General features: G+C 39.9%; 21 protein-coding genes and 1 other annotated feature. Of the genes, 14 read left to right on the top strand and 7 right to left on the bottom strand.

Annotated elements, in window-relative coordinates:
- Positions 1-54 precede the first annotated feature (54 nt).
- Positions 55-972, top strand: a complete 918-nt coding sequence (murB, locus tag M3210_RS09400) for a UDP-N-acetylmuramate dehydrogenase (protein WP_432806983.1) — start codon at positions 55-57, stop codon at positions 970-972.
- A gap of 843 nt (positions 973-1,815) precedes the next feature.
- Here murB and ehuA read toward each other — a convergent pair.
- From ehuA to ehuB, 4 genes are all read right to left on the bottom strand, one after another.
- The gene (ehuA, locus tag M3210_RS09395; protein ID WP_251513729.1) at positions 1,816-2,586 is read right to left on the bottom strand and encodes an ectoine/hydroxyectoine ABC transporter ATP-binding protein EhuA; all 771 of its coding nucleotides are present in this window, start codon (positions 2,584-2,586) and stop codon (positions 1,816-1,818) included.
- Positions 2,587-2,693: 107 nt separating this feature from the next.
- Complete coding sequence (ehuD, locus tag M3210_RS09390; RefSeq protein ID WP_251513727.1) at positions 2,694-3,395, bottom strand: ectoine/hydroxyectoine ABC transporter permease subunit EhuD; 702 nt, start codon at positions 3,393-3,395, stop codon at positions 2,694-2,696.
- Positions 3,392-4,042: an amino acid ABC transporter permease gene (locus tag M3210_RS09385; RefSeq protein ID WP_285853692.1), complete on the bottom strand. Its 651-nt coding sequence runs from the start codon at positions 4,040-4,042 to the stop codon at positions 3,392-3,394. The genes ehuD and M3210_RS09385 overlap by 4 nt, the downstream gene beginning before the upstream one ends.
- Before the next feature lie 225 nt (positions 4,043-4,267).
- Entirely contained in the window at positions 4,268-5,152 is an 885-nt protein-coding gene (gene ehuB / locus M3210_RS09380) for an ectoine/hydroxyectoine ABC transporter substrate-binding protein EhuB (protein ID WP_251513725.1), read from the bottom strand.
- Positions 5,153-5,486: 334 nt separating this feature from the next.
- Here ehuB and ytzI point away from each other — a divergent pair, with 334 nt between their 5' ends.
- From ytzI to ddlA, 6 genes are all read left to right on the top strand, one after another.
- Positions 5,487-5,648, top strand: a complete 162-nt coding sequence (gene ytzI / locus M3210_RS09375; RefSeq protein WP_251513723.1) for a YtzI protein — start codon at positions 5,487-5,489, stop codon at positions 5,646-5,648.
- Between the two features lie 24 nt (positions 5,649-5,672).
- Positions 5,673-6,155 carry a DUF456 domain-containing protein gene (locus tag M3210_RS09370; protein ID WP_251513721.1) on the top strand — a complete coding sequence of 161 codons (483 nt, stop codon included), beginning with the start codon at positions 5,673-5,675 and terminating at the stop codon, positions 6,153-6,155.
- Between the two features lie 79 nt (positions 6,156-6,234).
- A complete protein-coding gene (gene thiD / locus M3210_RS09365; protein ID WP_251513718.1) occupies positions 6,235-7,068 on the top strand; it encodes a bifunctional hydroxymethylpyrimidine kinase/phosphomethylpyrimidine kinase in 834 nt (277 codons plus the stop codon).
- Positions 7,069-7,079: 11 nt separating this feature from the next.
- On the top strand, positions 7,080-7,631 hold the full coding sequence (locus M3210_RS09360; protein ID WP_251513715.1) for a cysteine hydrolase family protein: 552 nt from the start codon (positions 7,080-7,082) through the stop codon (positions 7,629-7,631).
- Positions 7,632-7,685: 54 nt separating this feature from the next.
- Positions 7,686-7,910, top strand: a binding site (T-box leader).
- A gap of 60 nt (positions 7,911-7,970) precedes the next feature.
- Positions 7,971-9,410, top strand: coding sequence for a proline--tRNA ligase (gene proS, locus M3210_RS09355; RefSeq protein ID WP_251513713.1), 1,440 nt, complete (start codon positions 7,971-7,973; stop codon positions 9,408-9,410).
- Between the two features lie 607 nt (positions 9,411-10,017).
- Positions 10,018-11,118, top strand: coding sequence for a D-alanine--D-alanine ligase (gene ddlA / locus M3210_RS09350; protein WP_251513711.1), 1,101 nt, complete (start codon positions 10,018-10,020; stop codon positions 11,116-11,118).
- Positions 11,119-11,211: 93 nt separating this feature from the next.
- Here ddlA and M3210_RS09345 read toward each other — a convergent pair whose 3' ends face one another.
- Complete coding sequence (locus tag M3210_RS09345) at positions 11,212-11,691, bottom strand: glutathione peroxidase (protein WP_251513709.1); 480 nt, start codon at positions 11,689-11,691, stop codon at positions 11,212-11,214.
- A 181-nt stretch (positions 11,692-11,872) separates the two neighbouring features.
- On the opposite strand from M3210_RS09345, the gene M3210_RS09340 reads away from it, so the two are divergent.
- The 4 genes from M3210_RS09340 (at position 11,873) to yxiS (ending at position 15,817) form a co-directional block, all read left to right on the top strand.
- Positions 11,873-13,486 (top strand): long-chain fatty acid--CoA ligase, encoded by a 1,614-nt coding sequence (locus M3210_RS09340; RefSeq protein WP_251513706.1) that lies wholly within the window; start codon positions 11,873-11,875, stop codon positions 13,484-13,486.
- A 179-nt stretch (positions 13,487-13,665) separates the two neighbouring features.
- Positions 13,666-14,631 (top strand): oxygen-dependent tRNA uridine(34) hydroxylase TrhO, encoded by a 966-nt coding sequence (gene trhO, locus M3210_RS09335; protein ID WP_251513704.1) that lies wholly within the window; start codon positions 13,666-13,668, stop codon positions 14,629-14,631.
- A gap of 619 nt (positions 14,632-15,250) precedes the next feature.
- Complete coding sequence (cspD, locus tag M3210_RS09330) at positions 15,251-15,448, top strand: cold-shock protein CspD (RefSeq protein WP_251513702.1); 198 nt, start codon at positions 15,251-15,253, stop codon at positions 15,446-15,448.
- A gap of 66 nt (positions 15,449-15,514) precedes the next feature.
- Complete coding sequence (gene yxiS / locus M3210_RS09325; protein ID WP_251513698.1) at positions 15,515-15,817, top strand: protein YxiS; 303 nt, start codon at positions 15,515-15,517, stop codon at positions 15,815-15,817.
- A gap of 59 nt (positions 15,818-15,876) precedes the next feature.
- Here yxiS and M3210_RS09320 read toward each other — a convergent pair whose 3' ends face one another.
- A complete protein-coding gene (locus tag M3210_RS09320) occupies positions 15,877-16,752 on the bottom strand; it encodes an NAD(P)-dependent oxidoreductase (RefSeq protein WP_251513692.1) in 876 nt (291 codons plus the stop codon).
- Positions 16,753-17,005: 253 nt separating this feature from the next.
- On the opposite strand from M3210_RS09320, the gene M3210_RS09315 reads away from it, so the two are divergent.
- Positions 17,006-17,671, top strand: a complete 666-nt coding sequence (locus M3210_RS09315; RefSeq protein WP_251513690.1) for a TraR/DksA C4-type zinc finger protein — start codon at positions 17,006-17,008, stop codon at positions 17,669-17,671.
- Positions 17,672-17,706: 35 nt separating this feature from the next.
- Here M3210_RS09315 and M3210_RS09310 read toward each other — a convergent pair whose 3' ends face one another.
- Entirely contained in the window at positions 17,707-19,041 is a 1,335-nt protein-coding gene (locus tag M3210_RS09310) for a S1C family serine protease (RefSeq protein WP_251513687.1), read from the bottom strand.
- A gap of 361 nt (positions 19,042-19,402) precedes the next feature.
- On the opposite strand from M3210_RS09310, the gene M3210_RS09305 reads away from it, so the two are divergent.
- A complete protein-coding gene (locus M3210_RS09305) occupies positions 19,403-20,089 on the top strand; it encodes a response regulator transcription factor (RefSeq protein ID WP_251513897.1) in 687 nt (228 codons plus the stop codon).
- Between the two features lie 2 nt (positions 20,090-20,091).
- Positions 20,092-21,453, top strand: a complete 1,362-nt coding sequence (locus M3210_RS09300; RefSeq protein WP_251513684.1) for a sensor histidine kinase — start codon at positions 20,092-20,094, stop codon at positions 21,451-21,453.
- Positions 21,454-21,526 lie beyond the last annotated feature (73 nt).

The raw sequence follows: 21,526 nt of genomic DNA, 5'->3' as shown, positions 1-21,526 counted from the left end.
TTCCATGGTGAATAATGGATGGAATTTTTTATTAAAGGATGATATACGTTGACAATGAATGACCCAATTTATAATAAACTAACGCAGATTACTGCGGAGGAAAATGTATTGAAAGACGAACCTCTAAAAGAGCATACGTACACACGACTTGGCGGTAAAGCCGATTACTATGTGACTCCTTCAACTTATCAGGAAGTGCAGGAAATCGTTTTGCTGGCAAATCAGGAAGATGTAGAATTTACTTTGCTCGGCAATGGTTCGAATTTAATCGTCCGTGATGGCGGAATTCGCGGAATCGTAATGAATCTGCAAAAGTTGGCTGCGATAAAAGCAGATGGAGATAGTGTCATTGCGGAAAGTGGCGCAAGAATTATTGATGCATCCAGATTTGCATTGAATGAACGGCTTACCGGTTTAGAATTTGCTTGTGGTATTCCTGGTTCTGTAGGCGGGGCGTTGTATATGAATGCCGGTGCTTACGGCGGTGAAATTAAAGATGTTCTCAGAAGTACACTTGTCTGCACGAAAGATGGCGAGCTTATCACGCTGAGTGCAGATGAATTAGATCTTGATTACCGTACAAGCAACATTCCGGATAACGGTTATATTGTATTGGAAGCTACGTTTGATTTGAAGCAAGGTGAATATGAGGACATAAAGGCTGTCATGGATGATTTGACGGAAAAAAGGGAATCCAAACAACCATTGGAATATCCATCTTGCGGAAGTGTGTTCAAACGTCCACCGGGATATTTTGCAGGGAAGCTGATTCAGGACAGCAACTTGCAAGGAGTGCAAATTGGTGGTGCACAAGTTTCCAAGAAGCATGCTGGCTTTATCGTAAATATTGATGATGCAACGGCAACAGAGTATATCTCCCTGATCAAACATGTCCAAGCAACAGTGAAAGATAAATTTGGAGTCACTCTTGAACGTGAAGTACGGATTATTGGTGAAGATGTAGAGGTATAGTAAAATGGCGCTTTCTTAAGGAAGGCGCCATTTTTTGGTGTTTTTTGAGAATCCGTTCTTATGACTTGAATGGAACGAATTATTCTTTCTTCGAGTACTTAGATTGGTTCTAACGACATGAATGGGGTGAGTTTTTCTTCCTTCGTGTACTTAGAGTGACTCTAACGACATGAATGAGACGAATTATTCTTTCTTCGTGTACTTAGATTGGTTCTAACGACATGAATGGAGTGAGCTATTCTTCCTTCGTGTACTTAGAGTGGCTTTAACGACATGTATGGAACGAATTATTCTTTCTTCGTGTACTTAGAGTGGTTCTAACGACATGAATGGGGTGAGGTATTCTTCCTTCGTGTACTTAGAGTGGCTTTAACGACATGAATGAGAACGAATTATTCTTTCTTCGTGTACTTAGACTGGTTCTAACGACATGAATGAAGTGAGGTATTCTTCCTTCGTGTACTTAGAGTGGCTTTAACGACATGAATGTGACGAATTATTTTTTCTTCGTGTACTTAGATTGGTTCTAACGACATGATTGGAACTAATTATTCTCTGTTCGTGTTTCTAGATTGGTTTTAGCGACCTGAATGGAACGAATTATTCTTCCTTCGTGTTCCTACATTGGTTTAAATGACATGAATGAAACGAATTGTCTTTCTTCATGGCATAGAAGCATCCTAAGGACAAAAATAGAATAGAATTTTTCTTAGTACCTGTTCATGTTCTTATAATACTTTTAATATCTCTAATAAAATAACATTATTATGATAAGTGTATAAGTAGAAATAAAAATACCGGAAGCTTTTTATCGGCATCCGGTATATTTATATCGAACGATTATTAAGCACGGAATCTGCTTAAGAAACTCTGCAGCCGCTCATTTTGTGAATGCTCGATGACGTCGCGTGCTGAGCCTTGTTCCGCAATAACTCCTTCATCTAAAAAGAGAACTTTATCTGCAATATCCAAAGCAAAATCCATTTCATGAGTAACGAGAACCATTGCCATGTCTTCGTGTTGTGCAAGGTCGCGGATCACCTCAAGAACTTCCCCGACGAGTTCAGGGTCAAGGGCTGATGTCACCTCATCAAATAACATGATCTTCGGGCGCATAACGACAGCTCTTGCCATTGCCACACGCTGCTTTTGTCCACCTGAAAGTTGGCTTGGATAATTATCGATTTTGTCACCTAGTCCGACTCGTTCCAGCATCTGAATTGCTCTTTCACGGACCTCATGTTTATCTTCCTTTTTCACATGAATCGGTGCTGTCATACAGTTTTCTAAAATTGTCATATGGGGGAATAAATTAAAATGCTGAAACACCATGCCGATGTCCCCGCGTACTTTGCGTAAGTGCTTCTCATTGGCACGAACTTCTTTACCGTTTTTCTCCATTTTCCACAAATTCTCTCCGCTTACAATAATATCACCAGATGTAGGTTCCTCTAACGTCATCAACATCCGGATAATGGTCGTTTTACCGGAGCCACTTGGACCGATTACGGCAACCTTCTCTCCGGCATGAATATCCAAATTGATTCCCTTTAATACTTTTACATCTCCGAATGATTTATAGACATCCCGATATTGAACAATAGGTTCCGTCATTTTTCATACTCCTTTAATACGTTATATGGTTCGTAAAACTCCCACCAAATTGAGGGCACGGGAAAAAAGTAAATGCAATATGTTAAACACATATTATATTGTCAATTTTATGAGCTTTTAGCAAGCGCATTTTTATCAAATCTCTTATTCAGCCTCAATTCAAGTCTCTTAATGAGAAAAGCAGAAGCGTAACTTAAAACTAAGAAGATGATACCGACAATGGTAAGTGGTTCTAAATAAGCAAAATTTCTCGAACCGTACGTATTTGCTAAAAGTAATATTTCCGACACCGTAATGGTGGAAACTAGAGGGACTTCCTTAAATAAAATGATTAGATAGTTTCCTAGCATAGGTACGGTTGGCGGAATCGCTTGAGGAAGGATAATCTTTTTCCACTTATCCATTGTGCTGAAATTCAGTGCCTTGGCCGCTTCCCATTGTCCCTTGCCTACACTATCGATTCCTGAACGATAAATTTCAGAGATGTAAGTACTGTAGTGAAGACCAAGACCAAGTATTGCACTTTGTACTGGACTTAAAGTGATCCCAATAACAGGTATAACCGGCAATGCAAAGAAAATGAAAAATAACTGCACAAGCGGTGGTGTCGAACGGATAAATTCCATTGACCAAGTGACAATCCAATTGAATGGCTTAATGGGTATTCTTCTTAAAAGTGTCCAAATAAAACCAACGATAAGAGCAAAGGCAAAACTGGCAAATGTGAGGAATATTGTCATCCATAAGCCATCTAAGACAATAGGCAGGGCTTCGAAGAATCTCTCCCAACTCCAATATGTAGTGTTCATGAACTAGCCGCCCCTTTCTTTGCGATTGCTTCTCCTTTTCTTGTCATCCAAATTAATGGCAAGGCAAGAATAAAGTAGAACACGAGAATAACACCATATACAATTGGTGTCGCTGAAGCATTTGTACTGCGGATGATATCTCCGTAATAGAGAACATCATGCAGTCCGATTAAAGAAACGAGTGATGTACTCTTAAGGATTAAAATCGTATAATTACCAAATTCAGGAAGCATCATGCGTACGGCTTGTGGAAATATTATGAGCCTCATTCGTTGGAAACTCGACATATTCAAAGCAGTTGCAGCTTCAGACTGTCCTTTATCAACCGCAACAATCGATGAACGGACAACTTCAGATAGATAAGCACCATAGTTCAATCCGATTGCAATCACACCAATCCACCAGTTTGTTCCAAGCTGAATACCGAACAGCATGGGAATAGCATAGTAGAGCCAGAATAATTGTACGATTAGTGAGGTTCCGCGGAAGATTTCCACGTAAACACCAGTCGCTTTTCGGATGAGCACATTATTCGATAATTTAGAGAGCCCAGCCACAAATGCCAATAAATAAGCTAATAGTGCTGATGCAAGTAAGACGGTGATCGTCACTTGCAGACCTTTTGCAACTTGAGGAATAACCTCCATTATTGCATTAATGATAACCACTCCTTATAAAATTTTAATAAAGTCGGATAAGATACATAGGGAAGAAGTGCGAGGAGACAAGTTAACGGTATTTACCCGTTTTTTGAATATTCAAACCATGATATGCATGTTTATCCTGAGTCTACGAAAAAATAAAGGGTCCAGCCCTGGAAGAGGAACCGGACCCTTTAGCCACTTACTTCATTTCTAACAGAAACTTATGAATTAAATTTCACCATTACAAAGTTGTTCTGTTGTTACCTCGCCATCGCCGACAAAATTCATCTCTTCGCTGAATCCATTTTTTTCTAACAGTTCAGCAATGGTTCCATCTTCTTTTAATTTTGCTAAAACTTCATTATAAACATCTCTAAGTTCTTCATTTTCCAAGCTGAATGCAGCAGCACCATAACTAGGCACTCCTTCAATATCAGGCTGTTCAAATGTCTCCACAAATTCTAACTCATCGGAATTAAAGGATTCCAGCGCCATTTTTACCGTCATTTCTGTACCAGTAGTAGCATCTGCTCTACCTGCTTGAACTGCTGAGAAAGTAGCTGGAATGTCAGCTGCAGTCGTAATTTGATCTTCACTTACTCCTTCTTCAAGTAAGAAACCGATTTCCGTAGCACCTTCCATAACAACTACGGTTATGTCTGGGTTGGCTGCAATATCCTCATAGCTATGTATATCGTGAGGATTCCCAGCCTGAACAACCAATCCTTCTCCATATTGCATTTCTGGTTCACTGAAAAGCGCGTTTTCGCAGCGTGCTGGTTGAATCGCCATACCTGCTGTTACGACATCAAACTGTCCCGCTTGAACTCCAGGAATCAATTGACTGAAGTCTGCCAACTGAGATTCCATGTTTTCTACACCTAACTCCTGAAAAACTGCTTTTGCGATATCAACAGCAGCGCCCTTTAGTTCGCCATTTTCTTCATATGCATAAGGTGCCTCGTTGGCAAAACCAATCGTTACCGTACCGCTTTCACGCAGTTGTTCTAATTTGCTTTTACCCTCTGCGGCATCAGCATCTTCATCGTTCGAACCGCAGGCAGCAAGTAATAATAGTGCAAAACCTAGTAATAATATCCCTAATTTCTTCACAATAAATTGGACCTCCTATATTTTTATGAAACTTTTCTCCCCTTTTTATTCGTATTAAATATTGGGCGAGAAGGGTACCCATATTAGTCTTGTTTTAATGGTAACGATAATTCAACATTCACTCAAACTCTATTAAACTAGATAAAATGGGTTTATTCCTCAAATAGTTGGATGAAAGTCCTCAGAACGGACTATGCTAATATATCCTCCAAAATCATCCCGTTTCCTCTTAAATACCAAATATTCGTTATTATGAGAAGAAAAGATAGCTAGACATTGGTATGAAAAAACTTTAGTATTAAATTAAGAAAAAAGTTTCAAGAGAGGGATTAATATGGGGGCTTATGTAGCAGTTGTTGCTGCTTCAATTGTATTGATTATTATGGTTGTTGTCGGGTCGTTGATAACGATTAATAAAGGTTACGGGTATAAACATTCCGTTGATCCACTTCCAGAAGACGAAGAAGAGCGTAACAGCAAAAAGAATGAAAGCTAGTCTATAAGAATGGAGTGTCCATAGATGGAGATCATATTATGGATCATCATCATCGCATTATTTATAGGATGTTTTATAGGAATCGTGTTTCCTATTATTCCATCCGTCCTGTTTATTTGGCTCGGTTTCATCATCTATCACTTCGGAATAGATGGTGGAGAGTTAAATACATTATTTTGGATAGCAATGATACTATTGACTGTAGTTCTAGTCAGTTCGGATATCATTGCAAACAGTTATTTTGTTAAACGCTTTGGCGGAAGTAAAGAAGGAGAGCGGGCCGCAGCAATCGCTGTTATAATCGGTTCCTTTATTACACCGCCATTCGGGATTATTTATGTCCCATTTATTGCTGTCTTTCTTATTGAATTGATTATGAAACGGACTGTAAAACAAGCATTTCGCGCCTCGATTGGCTCGTTAATCGGTTTCTTAAGCGGTACGGCAGCAAAAGTTATTTTACAATTGTTGATGATTGCGTGGTTTTTTATTCTTGTTATTTTCTAGCATCATATCAACAGAAAATGTCCTGCTGGGCATATCACCTAGATTAAATCTTCTATAGTAGTAAAAGGAGTTTTGACATATGGAATATCCTGCAAGAGTAATCACTATCGCGGGTTCTGCTGCAGGTGGCAGTGCAGGGATACAAGCAGACTTAAAAACGTTTCAAGAGTTGGATGTCTATGGTATGAGTGTTGTGACAGCTATTGTCGGCAGACATCCGAAAACGAACAAGAATGTGCATCCACAAACAATAGAAGCGATTGAGGCACAATTTGAAACAGCAATGAAGCAAGTCGGTATGGATGCTTTAAAGACCGGGATGCTGTTTTCTAAAGAAGTAATTGAAGTAGTAGCGGGATTGATTAAAGAATCCACTATCGAATCGGTCGTCATCGATCCTGTCATGGTGGGGAAAATGGATTCCAAGTTATTGAAGGAAGATGCCATTGAGGCAATGAAAAAGCGGCTCATTCCATTAGCGACCATCATCACGCCAAATATACCGGAAGCTAGGTTCCTTCTGGATGATAGACCGATAACGAATGTAGAGGAATTGAAGCAGGCTGCAATTGATTTATACGAATTAGGCTCAAAATTTGTTCTTGTAAAAGGTGGCCGTCTGGAAGGACCAGCAATTGATGTGTTATACGACGGACAGAATCTGACCTTATTTGAAGCACCACGAATCGATACGGTTAATACAAGTGGAGCGGGTTGCACCTACTCTGCAGCTATCGCAGCTTATTTAGCAAAAGGAACAACTGTGGAAAAGGCTGTTGAGCAAGCGAAGCAGTTTGTTACGACAGCAATAAATCATGGATTTACTTATACCGAAATGGTCGGTCCTACTTATCACGCTTCTCAAAGGAAATATGGGGACGCCTTCCAAATTAAAGTGGAAAAGACGAATTAGGAGGATGAATCATGGTAAAACGAGCATTGATTAATGTTGATTATACGTTTGATTTTGTTGATGATGCAGGTTCATTGACTGCGGGTAAACCAGCTCAAGCGATTGAGGAGAAAATCGTTTCCCTGACAAAGGAATTTATTGATTCTGATGATTATGTAGTATTTGCAATCGATGCCCATAAAGAGGGGGATGAACTTCATCCTGAATCCAGACTTTTCCCGCCTCATAATATCATTGGGACTAGAGGCCGTGACTTATATGGGGAGCTTGCGGATGTATACGAAAAGAATAAGGATAAAGATAATGTGTATTACTTCGATAAAACACGTTACAGTGCTTTTGCAGGAACGGACTTGGAAATCAGATTGCGGGAACGTGGTATTGAAGAAGTCCATATTGTAGGTGTTTGTACAGATATTTGTGTGCTCCATACTGCTGTGGATGCTTATAATAAAGGTTTTGACATTGTTGTACATAAAGATGCTGTAGCGAGTTTCAATGCAGCAGGTCATGAATGGGCTCTTGGCCATTTTACCGATACGCTGGGCGGAAAGGTCATCTAAAGAGGTGTGCTTGACTTTGGGTACCTCTCCTTATATAGTAGAAACTAGAAATGAATAGTAACGTTGAAGCGGAATAGTATAATTCATGGTCTTCTAAAAGAGAGGAAATGGTCGGTGTGAATTTCCAGGAGATAGAATTAGAACCTGCCGTCTGAGTTCGCCATCGAAAGGATCATTCTGGTCTATAAGATGTGCGCGGTTCGAAAGCCGTTATCTAATGAAGTGTGCATGCTTTTTGAGTGCAAACAAGGGTGGTACCACCACGCAAAGGTCCCTTTTTCATATTTAGGGGTCTTTTTTTATTGTAAAAATAAATTTAACTATAAAGAGGTGTTTTACTTGGCTAAGAAAAATAAAAATTTCGTAGAAAAAGTTACAGCTATGGAAGACGATTTTGCCCAATGGTATACAGATGTCGTTAAGCAAGCAGAACTTGTAGATTATGGACAAGTAAAAGGTACGATGATCATTCGTCCTTACGGATATGCAATTTGGGAAAATATTAAAGATGAATTGAACAAAATGATTAAAGATACTGGTCACTCCAACGTCCAGTTTCCAATTTTCATACCTGAAAGCCTATTGCAAAAAGAGGCGGATCACGTGGAAGGCTTTGCTCCTGAAGTTGCTTGGGTAACACATGGTGGAGATAATGAACTTGAAGAGCGGATTGCGGTAAGACCTACATCTGAAGTGTTGTTCTGTGAGTACTATTCGAAACATATTCACTCCTACCGTGACCTGCCTAAGCTTTATAACCAATGGGCAAACGTTGTACGTTGGGAAAAGACAACTCGTCCATTCTTACGTTCATCCGAATTCCACTGGCAAGAAGGACATACAGCACACGCAACAGATGAGGAAGCTGCAGCTGAAACAGCTAAAATGCTTGATGTATATGCTGACTTAGCAGAAAACTATTTGGCAATTCCTGTATATAAAGGAAAGAAAACAGAAAAGGAAAAGTTTGCTGGTGCGAACTACACACTGACAATTGAAGCGTTGATGCATGACGGTAAAGCTTTACAATCGGGAACAAGTCACCATTTTGGTTCCGGATTTGCCGAAGCATTCGATATTACGTATTTAGATAAAGACGGAAAGAGTCAATTTGTCCACCAAACTTCTTGGGGATTGTCCACTAGAATCATGGGGGCATTGATCATGGTACATGGAGATAATCGTGGATTAGTAGTTCCACCGAGAATTGCACCAACACAAGCGATGATCATCCCGATTGCGCAACATAAAGAAGGGGTGCTCGATAAAGCTTATGAGCTGCGTGATCAACTGAAAAATATCGTTCGTGTAGATATTGACGCAAATGATAAAATGCCTGGTTGGAAATTTAATGAATACGAGATGAAAGGAATTCCAGTTCGTATTGAATTAGGGCCAAAAGATATCGAGAAGAACCAGGTGGTACTAGCTCGCCGCGATACAGGTGAAAAAGAATTTGTCGCCCTTGCAGATCTTGAAAAACGTTTGCCTGAGCTGCTTGAAGAAGTTCAACAAAATCTTTACAATAAAGCATTACAACATCGTAATGAGATGACGACATCTGTCACTACGATGGAAGAATTTACTGAAGTACTTGAAACTAAAGGTGGATTCTTAAAAGCAATGTGGTGTGGTGACTTGGAATGTGAAGAGAAAATCAAAGAAGACACAACGGCAACCTCCCGCTGTATCCCATTCGAACAAGAAAAACTATCCGACAGCTGCGTCTGCTGCGGCAAACCAGCTAAAGAACTAGTCCTTTGGGCAAAAGCTTATTAAAAGAAAAGTGAAAACGACCGTTTAGGGACGGTCAAACTGCGCCCCACAGGACGTGGGGTGGTTCGATGTTGCCCCGGGATGGGGCGTACTTAATCGAACTTCCCCTACTTCACAGATAAAGGAAACACAGCGAGGTACGAGCCGATGTTGACTTATCGATTGGAGGCGCAGGAAGTTTGAACAGTCCCTGGTCGTTTGAGCTAGACATAAGAAAAGCGAAAGGACGCGTTTAGGGACGTCTGAACTGGAATGCGATGCAGGAAGATAAAGGAAACATGCCCCTTTAGGGGTATCCGGCGTTGGGCTTTAGCCCGGTTTTAGTCGGGCAACCTTTAACTTGAGTCGATGTTGACTTATCGACCGGAAGCGCATGAAGTTCAGGCAGTCCCTGCGTGCTTTAGCAAGACATAGCAAAAGCGAAAACGACCGTTAAAGAGTGGTCCAATCAGAGTCTATTCTGTTTGGAGCACTCTTTTCATATTATCTTTGTAAGACACGCTACTCAGTGATAAAATATAAAAAGTATAATTATATTTTGCTATATGCACGTCTAACAAAGTTTTAGAATAAACATAGGCTAGTGGACTAATTTTTTGGAGGAAAGAATATGAAAAAAAGAGTTGGCCTGATATTTGGCGGGAAATCTGCTGAGCATGAAGTTTCATTACAATCTGCAAAAAACGTATTGGAAGCCATTGATAAAGACAAATATGAAGTGTTATTAATTGGGATTGATAAAGAAGGGAAATGGCATATGCATGACTCCTCACATTTCCTTCTAAATGCTGAAGATCCGAAACTTATTGCTCTTAATAAAACAAATGAAGGAGTTGCTTTTGTTCCAGGAGAGACCCAGAACAAGTTAGTGAAGACAGATGGAAAATCAGCACTTGGTGAATTGGATGTCATTTTTCCAATTCTACACGGAACGTTGGGTGAGGACGGAAGCATTCAAGGGATGTTAAGAGTAGCTGAGATTCCATTCGTTGGATCTAGCGTATTAGGATCAGCGGTGAGCATGGATAAAGATATTGCAAAACGCCTACTACGGGTAGCCGGATTGAAAGTTGCCGATTCTTATACATTCACAAGAGCTACAAGAGAAAATATTTCTTTTGAAGACATAGAAAAAAGCTTAGGTCTGCCTTTATTCATTAAACCTGCGAATCAAGGTTCTTCTGTTGGAGTGAGTAAAGTAGAGTCGAAGGAAGAATTTAATGCAGCAGTTACCGAAGCGTTTAAATATGACCACAAAATCCTTATTGAGGAAGCAATTCGTGGAAGAGAAATTGAATGTTCCATTTTAGGGAATGAGTATCCGAAAGCTTCTATACCTGGTGAAATTATTGCGGTAAATGACTTCTACTCTTATGAAGCGAAATATATTGACGAGCATGGGGCGACATTACAAATCCCAGCCGAATTAAATGAAAAACAAGTGAAGGAAATCCAAGATGTTGCAATTCAAGCCTTCCAAGCATTGAACTGTGAAGGTATGGCAAGAGTGGATGTTTTCTTAACGGAAGCCGATGAAATCATTATTAATGAAATTAATACGATACCTGGATTTACAAAAATCAGTATGTATCCGAAATTATGGGAACATAGCGGAATCTCCTACAGTGACCTTATTGACCAGTTGATTCAATTGGCAATCGAGCGACATGAACGGGATTCAGCTTTAGAAAGCTCGTTTGAAGCGGAATAAACTAAACTACCTCTCTGTTTTGCAGGGAGGTAGTTTTATTTGTTTTTACTTTTATAAATCAGTGGAGTTTGCTCACTTATCGCAAAACGATGCCTACGCGTTAATTAATAACTCAATATCCTTTTTCAACTTTGCAGGTTCTTTTTGTGGGGAAAAACGGTCCACTACTTTACCATTTTTGTCGACAAGGAATTTAGTGAAGTTCCATTTGATATCTTCGGTTAAAATCCCTTTTTGTTCCGATGTTAAATATTTGAATAAAGGATGGGCATTTTCTCCTTTTACATCGACTTTGCTGAACATCGGGAAGGAAACTCCATAGTTTGCCGAGCAAAACGAACTGATTTCTTCATCCGAACCAGGATCTTGTCCACCGAATTGGTTGCAAGGGAAACCTAATATTTCAAATTTTTCATTGACAATTTCCTTATATAGTTCTTGCAAGCCTTTGAATTGGGGTGTGAACCCACACTCACTCGCTGTATTAACAATCAATAATACTTTGCCTTCGAAATCGGCAAGGGATTTTTCTTCTCCATTAATTGTTTTCGCTTGATATTCATAGACGCTCATTGATATCAAACCTCCTTAAAAAAAGCATAGCAAGCCCATAATCCTCTGTCAAAACATAGAGCGACATAAATTTAAAATACCAGCTTGACAATTTACACAGAATATTTAGAATAAAGATTAAGTGTAATATGTAAGGGCTTACAAATTGCTTGAATTCATATTTTGAAAGGAGAAATGCGAAATGATGAATACCCAGTTAACTTTTCCTCTCATGATCCAGCACACTGAAAAGTTCTTCCCAAAGAAACAAATCATCTCCCGTACACAGAAGCGGACGCAAACACTTACTTATGATGAGTATGTGCGACGGACAAGGTCACTTGCCAGTGTTCTCGATCGCTTAGGTGTGGAGAAAGGGGACCGAGTAGGAACAATTGCTTGGAACCACCACCGTCATCTGGAAGCTTATTTTGCCATACCAAGTATCGGGGCGATTTTACACACCATTAATTTACGGCTTTCAAGGGAACATTTGATTCACATTATAAACCATGCTGAAGATAAGGTTTTATTGATCGATGTCGATTTGCTTCCATTGATTGAAGGAATAAAAGATGAAATCAAGACAGTGGAGGCATTTATTGTGATGACAGACGATGAAGAGCTTCCGGATTCTGGACTTGCGCCGCTGTACTCCTATGAGGAATTGCTTGCTAATGGTGATGAATCCTTTTCATTTCGTGAGGACCTTTCAGAAGATGATCCAGCAGGTTTATGCTACACCTCTGCGACAACTGGGAAACCTAAAGGGGTTTTATATTCACATCGTGGCCTCTATCTCCATAGTATAGCACTTGCCCTTGCTGATACTGCTGGCCTTTCCGAGCAGGATGTTACAATGCCTGTTGTGCCAATGTTTCATGCGAATGCTTGGGGTATACCTTTCGCAGCTACATGGCTTGGGTCCACACAAGTTTTACCTGGACCAGCACCGACACCTCAAATACTTGCAGAATTGATTGAAGAACATAAAGTAACCATTACAGCTGGTGTACCTACTATTTGGTTAGGACTACTAAAAGAATTGGAATCCGGTAAATACAATCTTAACAGTCTTCGGGCTGTTTTATGCGGTGGATCAGCGGCTCCGAAAGGCATGATTCGGACTTTTGAAGAAACACACGGAATTCCATTCATCCATGCGTATGGGATGACAGAGACTTCCCCGATTGTTACAGCTGCCAATCTGAAGAGTTATCAAGGAGATCTTCCGTACGAAGAAAAATTGGAATTGCGCTCCACACAGGGTAGAGTAGTTCCAGGTCTGGAGATTAAAGTGATTAACGATCAAGGGGAAGCAAAAGCCGATGGAAAAGACATGGGTGAACTACTTGTCCGTGGACCGTGGATTGCGGATTCCTATTATAAAGATGAACGCAGTAAAGATGTTTTTGTAGATGGTTGGCTCCATACCGGTGATGTTGTGACAATAGATGAAGAAGGTTATGTGAAAATAGTTGACCGGACAAAAGATTTGATTAAAAGCGGTGGAGAGTGGATTTCCTCTGTTGATTTGGAAAACGCATTGATGGCACATCCATCTGTATTTGAAGCGGCAGTAGTTTCTGTCCCGCATCCAAAATGGCAAGAGCGTCCGGTGGCTTGTGTAGTATTAAAAGATGCGGATAAAGGTAGAGTTACAAAAGATGATTTACTGGAGTTTTTAGAACCTCAATTTGCCAAATGGTGGTTGCCGGACGAAGTGATATTTATGGAAGAAATCCCTAAAACATCCGTAGGGAAATTTTTAAAAATGGCTTTAAGAGAGCAGGTTAGGAAAGAGTTGGCTTTATAATGGAGGTAAGGACCGGTACTTTGTAAGAGTACTGGTTCTTTTAATTGAAAAGAGTGACTTTTTTTGTCCACTTTATAATTTGTACGATTTTTGTTATAATACTCGTTATGCAAGAGATAAATTAATAAAAACCCCAACATTTGTATCTTGCAAATATAAATGATAGGTGGTAAATCACTATGGAGAATGAAAAGTACCAAGTTTTATTGTACTACAATTATGTACACATCGAAGACCCGGAAACTTTCGCAGCTGATCATTTGAAGTTTTGTAAGGAGCTTGGCTTGAAAGGCCGGATTTTAGTCGCTGAAGAAGGTATCAACGGAACGGTATCCGGTACTGTTGAACAAACACAAAAATATATGGATACAATGCATGCGGACGAAAGATTCGCAGACATGGTGTTCAAGATTGATGAACATGATGGTCATGCCTTTAAGAAAATGCATGTTCGTCCACGTAAAGAATTGGTTACACTTCGCCTTGAGGACGATATTAACCCGCATGAAATTACTGGGAAATACCTCGAGCCTAAGGAATGGTATGAAGCGATGCAACGGGATGATGTTGTCATTCTAGATGCTCGTAATGATTATGAATATGATCTTGGCCATTTCCGTGGAGCAATCCGTCCAGATATTGAAACATTCCGTGAGCTGCCAGACTGGGTACGCGAAAACCGTGAAATGTTTGAAGGTAAGAAGATTTTAACTTACTGTACTGGCGGAATCCGTTGTGAAAAATTCTCTGGCTGGTTAGTTAGAGAAGGATTTGAAGATGTAGCACAACTTCATGGTGGTATTGCCGTCTATGGAAAAGACCCTGAAGTCCAAGGTGATCTTTGGGACGGAAAAATGTATGTGTTTGATGAAAGAATCTCTGTTCCAGTAAATCAGAAAGAACATGTCATTGTTGGTAAAGACTACTTTGATGGAGAGCCTTGTGAACGATATGTCAACTGTGCAAATCCAGAATGTAACCGTCAAATGCTTTGTTCTGAGGAAAATGAACATAAATATCTCCGTGGATGCTCTCATGAATGTCGAGTGACTCCACGTAATCTATATGTAAAAGAGCATAATCTAACCGAAGAAGAAGTTGCTGAACGTCTTCGTGCACTTGAAGCAGAAGAACAGCATGCTTAATGATTAAAATGGGAAGCCGTACTTGAATTAGTGCGGCTTCTTTTTGTTTGGGAAATAACCATATTACCTTAAGTTTATTAGCTCTAAACACCCGAACAACTGCTTACTATTCTTATTTAGTCGCTCATTGGCGCTCTAAGCGCCCAAACTCCTGCTTACTTCTCGGATTCGGTCACTGATAGGTACTCTAACTGCCCGAACTCCTGCTTATTTCTCGCATTCGGTCGCTCATCGGTGCTATTACCTCCCGAGCAACTGATTACAGCTCGCGTTCGGTCGCTTATCGGCTCTCAAACCCGCCCGAATTACTGCTTACTCCTCGCATTCGGTCTATAGTATCGTACTCGTCCCCATTCTCTGACAGCGATTACAAAAATAGCCTCCAAATAAATTTAAGTTTTTATGTATATTCACATTTGAAAGTGGTTAAGAATAAAATACTTAGAAAAAGTTGAGAAAAAAATTAAGAAAAGCTTGCATTTTTTCTCACTTCAAGGTAAAGTTTAAGGTGCAAATGGGAATTGGAATTAGAATAATACTTTACGACTCTTTTTCAAGATGTGTAAAAGTATTAAAGATTCAATCACTTTGCACGATATTGAAAAAGGAGGTCATTTAAATGACTGGTAAAGTAAAATGGTTTAATGCAGAAAAAGGTTTTGGTTTCATCGAGCGTGAAGACGGAGATGACGTATTCGTACACTTCTCAGCAATTCAAGCTGACGGATTCAAAACTTTAGAAGAAGGTCAAGAAGTTGAATTCGAAATCGTCGAAGGAAACCGTGGACCACAAGCTGCTAACGTAGTTCGTCTATAATTAAAAAATTCTTAAGCTTACTTCCATTGGAGGTAAGCTTTTTTAAATTCGGAAGCAGGTGAAATTATGGATAAAAAGGAAGTAGAAAAGAGAATCATTGAAAATTATCAAAATGATGAAAGAATGATGATTCTCATATTTTGCCAATGGTGTGTAAATCATGATCTTGATCCACAAGAACTGTACGGTAGAGCTTACCCTGAACAACCTTCTAATGCGCTAATAGAAGAGATGAAAGAAAGTACGGTGTCGAAGGAAGAATCGGATGTCATTTCTGATGCAACTCTTCTCCAAGTTCTTCAACTATTTGGAAATAATGACTTGGCATTTATTGTCCAAGAGGAAGTCGAAAAGCGGGATAAAAGTTAATTTACTCGAAATGGGATAAAAAAGTGGTCAACCTGAATTACTGATTGACCACGTAAATCCTATTGAAATAATTTGATTAATGCTTGTGTTCCGCTGTCCGCTTCTCCGTTTTCGGCCAATTCTTTGTAAAGTTTCAATGACAGAGCAAGTCCAGGTGTGGACATTCCCATTTCTTCTGCTGATTCTAATGCAATGGTCATATCTTTGATAAAATGCTTCACATAAAATCCTGGTGCGAAATCACCTTTCAACATACGTGGTCCTAGTTGGGACAAGGAAAAGCTTGCCGCAGCACCTCTACTTATACTGTCTAGAACTCGTTCGGGATCTAAACCTGCTTTTTTAGCATACACAATTGCTTCGACTACCCCGATCATGTTAGATGCGATAGTGATTTGGTTGGCGAGTTTCGTGTGTTGTCCCGCTCCTGCATTCCCTTGATGGATGATATTTTCTCCCATCGATTGAAAAATCGGTAAAACTTCCTCAAATGCACTGCCATCACCACCAACCATAATAGCAAGTTTGCCTGTCTTCGCTCCGATATCTCCACCTGAAACTGGAGCGTCTAAAGCATGGATATTTCTTGCTTTAGCTTGTTCATAAATCTTAACTGCTAAAGAGGGTTTGGATGTGGTCATATCAATGACGTATGAGCCCTCTTTTGCATTTTCTAAAATGCCATTTTCTCCAAAATAAACTTCTTCGACGTCACTTGGATACCCAACCATCGTAATAACAACATCAACATGCTGAGAAAGCTCTTTTACCGTTTCAATCCAAGTTGCCCCTTGTGTCAGCAGGTCTTCTGCTTTTTCTTTCGTCCGGGTATAAACGTAAACTGGATAACCCGCATTCATTAAATTTAAAGCCATACTTTTCCCCATGACTCCAGTGCCAACAAAACCAATTTTTGCCGATGTACTTAATCCCATTATTCTTCCCCTTTCCATCATTTGGTCACCTGAACTCCCGCATCATTCTTCTGTTTTTACACAAAGTATATGTAGCTTTATTATAGCAAAAAACATTCCTCTTCCAATCATTAAGGTATAAGAACATGTCAACCTTCAACAAGATTATCCCGCGTCGATCATCTTATTCATTCACAATAAAAAGACCCTGGCTTTCATGATTCACCATCGAATACAGTTCCTTTATATCTTCATAAAGATGGGAGTTTTCCGTATGCTGACTAAAAAGCAATTATCACGTATGAAAGACCAATTGGAAAGTAGAGAAAAAGAACTTATCCACCAGTTAAAGGACCAATTTGGTATGAAGTTTGAATTTGCGCAAGAAGTAAGTGGAGAGCTTTCTAACTATGATAATCACCCGGGGGATCAAGGGACGGAATTATTTGAGCGTAGTAAGGACTTCGCATTAAATGAACACGCTGAAAAAGAATTGGAAGACATTAATGAAGCGCTTCACTCCATTGAGGAAGGCTCTTATGGAATTTGTGTCACTTGTGGAGAAGATATCCCTTATGAAAGGCTACTTGCAGTTCCAACCGCGGATCGCTGTATCGAACACGCAAGTAAGCAAACATTCACTAGGGAGCGGCCGGTTGAAGAAGAAGTGATGGCTGCCAATTTCCATCCAGAGGAAGACCAAAATGACGAAAATGTAGCTTATGACAGGGAGGATGCATGGCAAGATGTGAGCCGCTATGGATCTTCAGATGGTCCGTCTGATTTATATGATGATCATGAAAGCTACAATGAAATGTATCCAAATAGTGATGAAAATACGACAGGGCCTGAAGATATTGAGAATTACATTGCTGCAGATGAAAGTGGTAATTACGATGAAAATACATTAAATCTATATCGTAATCAAAAACCTGAATAAACAAAAAGACCGCCCAAATAATAGGCGGTCTCATTTTATGCTGCATCATCTTGATTAATCTCTTCAAGAATCAGTTTAGTCGTCTCCACTTTTCCATCTCGAATATATTCTACTTCGATTTCATCACCAACAGTTGTTTCCGAATATAGATACTTCCGTAGTTCTAAAATCGATGTTACTGGTTGACCATTTATTTTCGTAATGACGTCAAACTGTTGCAGTCCTGCCCGATCAGCTGGAGTGCGAGGCTCAACATGAGCGATGACCATTCCGCCTTCCACATCTTCTGGAAGATTGATTTCATAGCGGTATTGCGGCGGTACTTGGTATAAAGCAGCAGTACTGATGCCGATTAATGGTCGGGTGACTTCACCTTCTGTTTCTAGTTGCTCCATAATTGGCAGTGCTGTGTCAACAGGAATCGCGAAACCAATTCCTTCTACAGAGTTTTTGGCGATTTTCATGGAATTGATACCGATGACTTCACCTTCTGCATTGACTAAAGCCCCGCCACTATTACCTGGGTTAATCGCAGCATCTGTTTGCAACACTTCGGTCACCCAATCAGGTTGACCATCTTGGTTCGTATCAACAGGCACAGAACGGTTCAATCCACTGATGATTCCCTTTGTAATCGTGTTGGCAAATTCAAGTCCAAGCGGATTTCCAATAGCTAGTACCGTTTCGCCAACAACAAGGTCTGATGAGGAGCCGATTTGAGCAACTGTATCGATGGTTTCTCCATCAATTTCGAGAACTGCCAAGTCGGTTAATGCGTCTTGCCCTAGCACAGTCGCTGGTAGTCTCTCTTCGTCATCAAGAACGACTTCGACATGCTCAGCCCCGTTTACAACATGCTGGTTTGTTACAACATATGCTTTTCCATTTTCCTTTTTATAAATGATACCTGATCCGGTACCTGCTTCTTCATTTCCTTCCCAAATACTTCTTTGCTGCATATTGACCACACCAACAACAGCACTTGATACTTCCTCTATGTTCGTAGAAACCTCGGCATCTTCAGTGGCTAATGTTTCCACGATTTCTGGAGCGACATTAGTATCTTCTTTAGAAGATGTTTGATCCTGTCCATCAGCTCCTCCGACATTTACAAAAATCAGAGCAACGATAATGGCTGCGACCACTCCGCCAATTAATCCACCGACGACAGCGCTAATTCCATGCCATTTTTTCCGTTTTTCTCGTGTTTCTTGACCAGTTTCATTAGGAGATGATGTAGTGGAAGGTTCCGAAGAATGAGGTTGGAAGGTATCAAACTCTTCTTGGTCATCTGGTGCATTTGAGGAAGATGGTTCGTCCTCGCGTTCATATGATTGCTCTTGCTCTTTTTTCTTATCATCAAAATCCATGTCATTCACCCTTTCACTTCATTATTATATCGATAGAATTCAAAAAGTATAAGAAAAAAACAGAGGAGCTGCTGAAAAGAAATTTTTACAGCAGCAACTCCTAGAAGGTAAAAACAAATGGGATGAAATTTGCATCTTACCTTCCTGAATAACTAATTAAGGGGGAAGTTATAAGGAAGAAGGTATCAACTAATTGAGAGTCACTTCCTTACATTTCTTATTCTACCCATGAGAAAAGGAATAGGTTTGGAGTAAATGTGGAAAAAATGTGGAGAATCGTCTTTTTGAAACTTTTTAGTGTAATCTTCGTACTTTCTATGTAAAAATGGAATTAAGTATCATGAAGAAAAAGGTGACAGGCATGGGCTACAAAATTGGATTAGTTGAAGATGATAAAAATATCCAAAATATCGTACGGGCTTATTTAGAAAAAGAAGGTTATGAAGTGACGGTTGTTGCTTCAGGTGAAGAAGGCTGGGAAGTTTGGGAAAACAACCCGCCGGATATGTGGATTCTTGATATTATGTTGCCGGGTATGGATGGATATGAATTCTGTAAACGGATTCGGGCGGAAAGTGAAGTGCCAATTATCATTATCTCAGCAAAAGATGATGAAATCGATAAAATCCTCGGTCTTGAATTAGGTGGAGATGATTATTTAACAAAACCTTTTAGTCCTAGAGAACTTGTCGCTCGGGTAAAGAGATTGTTTAAAAGGACGGTACCACAAAGACAAACTAAGCAGCAAAACCTCGAACGGATGAAGGTTGGAGAACTTCTGATTTATCTCGATGAACGGCGTATTTTCTGGAAAGGTGAAGAATTTGAAGTGACTACGAAAGAATACGATATGCTTCTGTTGCTTGCCCAAAACCCAAATCGGGCATTTTCCCGAGAGGAGTTGCTTTTAAATATTTGGGGCAACGATTATTTTGGAAGTGATCGGGCAGTCGATGATCTAGTGAAGCGTATCCGGAAGAAATTGCCCGATATCCCTCTTGAAACGGTATGGGGATTTGGTTATCGTTTACGAAAAGATGAGGAGTAAAGATGAAACTAAGATCACAACTAACATTGGCATTTACTGGCCTTCTGCTCGTTGTTTTAACAGTGACAGGTTACTTAATTTATTCATTGATTTTAGAAATACTTGTACAGGATGAGCGAAGGCAATTGGAGGAAACGGGTGAACTTCTTGTCAGTTTCTTGACCGAACAATATGGAACTTCAAGAGATATCCAGGATTTCAACCAATTTTTGAATGAACAAGAGCTCCAATTGATCCTTTATGATCGTCACCAAGATAAGGTATTATTCTCGACTATGTCGAATGCGGTGGTTGCAGGGTTTATTAAAGAGAATAACTTTGCAAATCCAAAAGAAACGATGTGGCAGTTAGGGAGTGATCGTTTCGTAACCTCCCGGATTCTCTTCAGCCCAGATATACTCGGTATTGAGTTGGTTCTGCTTACTCCAATGACTGACTTACATGCGGTACAGCAAAACTTCTTCTCCAGGCTCTTTTTGATATTCCTTATCGGTGCATTACTTGCCATTTGGCTCAGTTATTATTTAACGAACAAACTAGTTACGCCACTGACATTATTGCAACACCAATTGAAAAAGATCGAAAAGCGTCAATTTGATGATATGGAGAGGATAAAAGCAACTGGGGAAATAAAAGAAGTGGAACAAAGCGTTTATGAAATGGCGAAGGAATTACAGCGTTATATGAAGTCACAGCAAGTATTTTTCCAAAATGCGAGTCACGAGCTGAAAACACCCCTCATGTCGATCCAGGGTTATGCCGAGGGGATTAAAGATGGAATCTTTGAAGGAGAAGATAGGGATAAAGGTCTCGAGACGATGGTGGAAGAAGTAAAGCGGTTGAAGGTCATCATCAATGAAATGATCTTATTGGCCAAGCTTGATACTGAGAAAGCATACGAACCTGTAAAACTCTCGGGGAATGTCATGATTGATTCAGTCATTGATCGAGTCATCCCTTTGTTGAATGAAAGTAATATAACACTCGAGAAAAAAGTAGAGGATAACATCACTTTGTATGCGGATGAAGAGAAATTGTTGCGTGCCCTTTCTAATATTGTATTAAATGGAATCCGCCATGCAGAAAGTCAGATATTTGTCCATGCATACACAGAGGCTAAAAAGACGATCATCACCATTGAAGATGATGGGGAAGGGGTAGATGAGGAGCTCATCCCACATATTTTCCATCGCTTCATTAAAGGTAAAAGCGGTGAAACAGGTCTCGGCTTAGCCATTGCTAGAGCAATTATCGAGCAGTCGAATGGTAAAATTTCTGTCGACCGTTCTGCCCGTTTGGGGGGGGCAAGATTCACCATCACTTTTTATGAAAATAAAAATAAGAAATTAAAGGAAAAATTGTAATATAATACCGGGATTGTTTCTTATCCCGGTTTTTTGTGTTTTAAAAAGAGGGAAAGGGATAGATTATATACGA

The sequence above is a fragment of the Oceanobacillus luteolus genome (genome assembly GCF_023715655.1).
In the GTDB taxonomy this organism is placed as follows: domain Bacteria; phylum Bacillota; class Bacilli; order Bacillales; family Amphibacillaceae; genus Oceanobacillus; species Oceanobacillus luteolus.
The sequence above is the reverse complement of the archived record's forward strand: the minus strand, read 5'-3'. Positions and strand labels throughout refer to the sequence as shown.

What these genes read in the sequence shown, in the direction of transcription:
- M3210_RS09385 (WP_285853692.1), bottom strand. Translation starts at nt 4,042, where the DNA reads ATGGAGGTTATTCCTCAAGTTGCAAAAGGTCTGCAAGTGACGATCACC.
- M3210_RS09340 (WP_251513706.1), top strand. Translation starts at nt 11,873, where the DNA reads ATGATGAATACCCAGTTAACTTTTCCTCTCATGATCCAGCACACTGAA.
- ytzI (WP_251513723.1), top strand. Translation starts at nt 5,487, where the DNA reads ATGGGGGCTTATGTAGCAGTTGTTGCTGCTTCAATTGTATTGATTATT.
- cspD (WP_251513702.1), top strand. Translation starts at nt 15,251, where the DNA reads ATGACTGGTAAAGTAAAATGGTTTAATGCAGAAAAAGGTTTTGGTTTC.
- M3210_RS09300 (WP_251513684.1), top strand. Translation starts at nt 20,092, where the DNA reads ATGAAACTAAGATCACAACTAACATTGGCATTTACTGGCCTTCTGCTC.
- ehuD (WP_251513727.1), bottom strand. Translation starts at nt 3,395, where the DNA reads ATGAACACTACATATTGGAGTTGGGAGAGATTCTTCGAAGCCCTGCCT.
- yxiS (WP_251513698.1), top strand. Translation starts at nt 15,515, where the DNA reads ATGGATAAAAAGGAAGTAGAAAAGAGAATCATTGAAAATTATCAAAAT.
- thiD (WP_251513718.1), top strand. Translation starts at nt 6,235, where the DNA reads ATGGAATATCCTGCAAGAGTAATCACTATCGCGGGTTCTGCTGCAGGT.
- M3210_RS09315 (WP_251513690.1), top strand. Translation starts at nt 17,006, where the DNA reads ATGCTGACTAAAAAGCAATTATCACGTATGAAAGACCAATTGGAAAGT.
- M3210_RS09310 (WP_251513687.1), bottom strand. Translation starts at nt 19,041, where the DNA reads ATGGATTTTGATGATAAGAAAAAAGAGCAAGAGCAATCATATGAACGC.
- M3210_RS09345 (WP_251513709.1), bottom strand. Translation starts at nt 11,691, where the DNA reads ATGAGCGTCTATGAATATCAAGCGAAAACAATTAATGGAGAAGAAAAA.
- M3210_RS09320 (WP_251513692.1), bottom strand. Translation starts at nt 16,752, where the DNA reads ATGGGATTAAGTACATCGGCAAAAATTGGTTTTGTTGGCACTGGAGTC.
- M3210_RS09370 (WP_251513721.1), top strand. Translation starts at nt 5,673, where the DNA reads ATGGAGATCATATTATGGATCATCATCATCGCATTATTTATAGGATGT.
- ehuA (WP_251513729.1), bottom strand. Translation starts at nt 2,586, where the DNA reads ATGACGGAACCTATTGTTCAATATCGGGATGTCTATAAATCATTCGGA.
- M3210_RS09360 (WP_251513715.1), top strand. Translation starts at nt 7,080, where the DNA reads ATGGTAAAACGAGCATTGATTAATGTTGATTATACGTTTGATTTTGTT.
- M3210_RS09305 (WP_251513897.1), top strand. Translation starts at nt 19,403, where the DNA reads ATGGGCTACAAAATTGGATTAGTTGAAGATGATAAAAATATCCAAAAT.
- trhO (WP_251513704.1), top strand. Translation starts at nt 13,666, where the DNA reads ATGGAGAATGAAAAGTACCAAGTTTTATTGTACTACAATTATGTACAC.
- ddlA (WP_251513711.1), top strand. Translation starts at nt 10,018, where the DNA reads ATGAAAAAAAGAGTTGGCCTGATATTTGGCGGGAAATCTGCTGAGCAT.
- murB (WP_432806983.1), top strand. Translation starts at nt 55, where the DNA reads ATGAATGACCCAATTTATAATAAACTAACGCAGATTACTGCGGAGGAA.